General features: G+C 71.8%; 1 protein-coding gene. It reads left to right on the top strand.

Annotated features, from left to right (window positions below; genetic code table 11):
* The coding region (locus tag GT045_RS13965; protein WP_202528034.1) for an ALF repeat-containing protein at nt 1-220 on the top strand (220 nt) is incomplete at both ends.

Raw genomic sequence — 220 nt, 5'->3', positions numbered from 1 at the left:
CGTATCTGCGGACCGGCTGGGACCAGGCGGTCAGGAACGAGACGCGCCAGCAGGTCGCCGACCTCGCCTCGGACAGTCCCTACGAGGCCGTGCGGACCGCCGCGACCGCGGCTCTCGACGGCACCGACGAGCAGATCCGCGACTTCTACACCACCGGCCAGCACCAGGCCGCCAACGCGGACTACCGCGTCGCCGTGACCAAGCTCGCCAACGACGGCGG

The organism is Streptomyces sp. SID486 (assembly GCF_009865385.1).
GTDB lineage: Bacteria > Actinomycetota > Actinomycetes > Streptomycetales > Streptomycetaceae > Streptomyces.
This window is presented reverse-complemented; position numbering and strand designations above follow the sequence as displayed.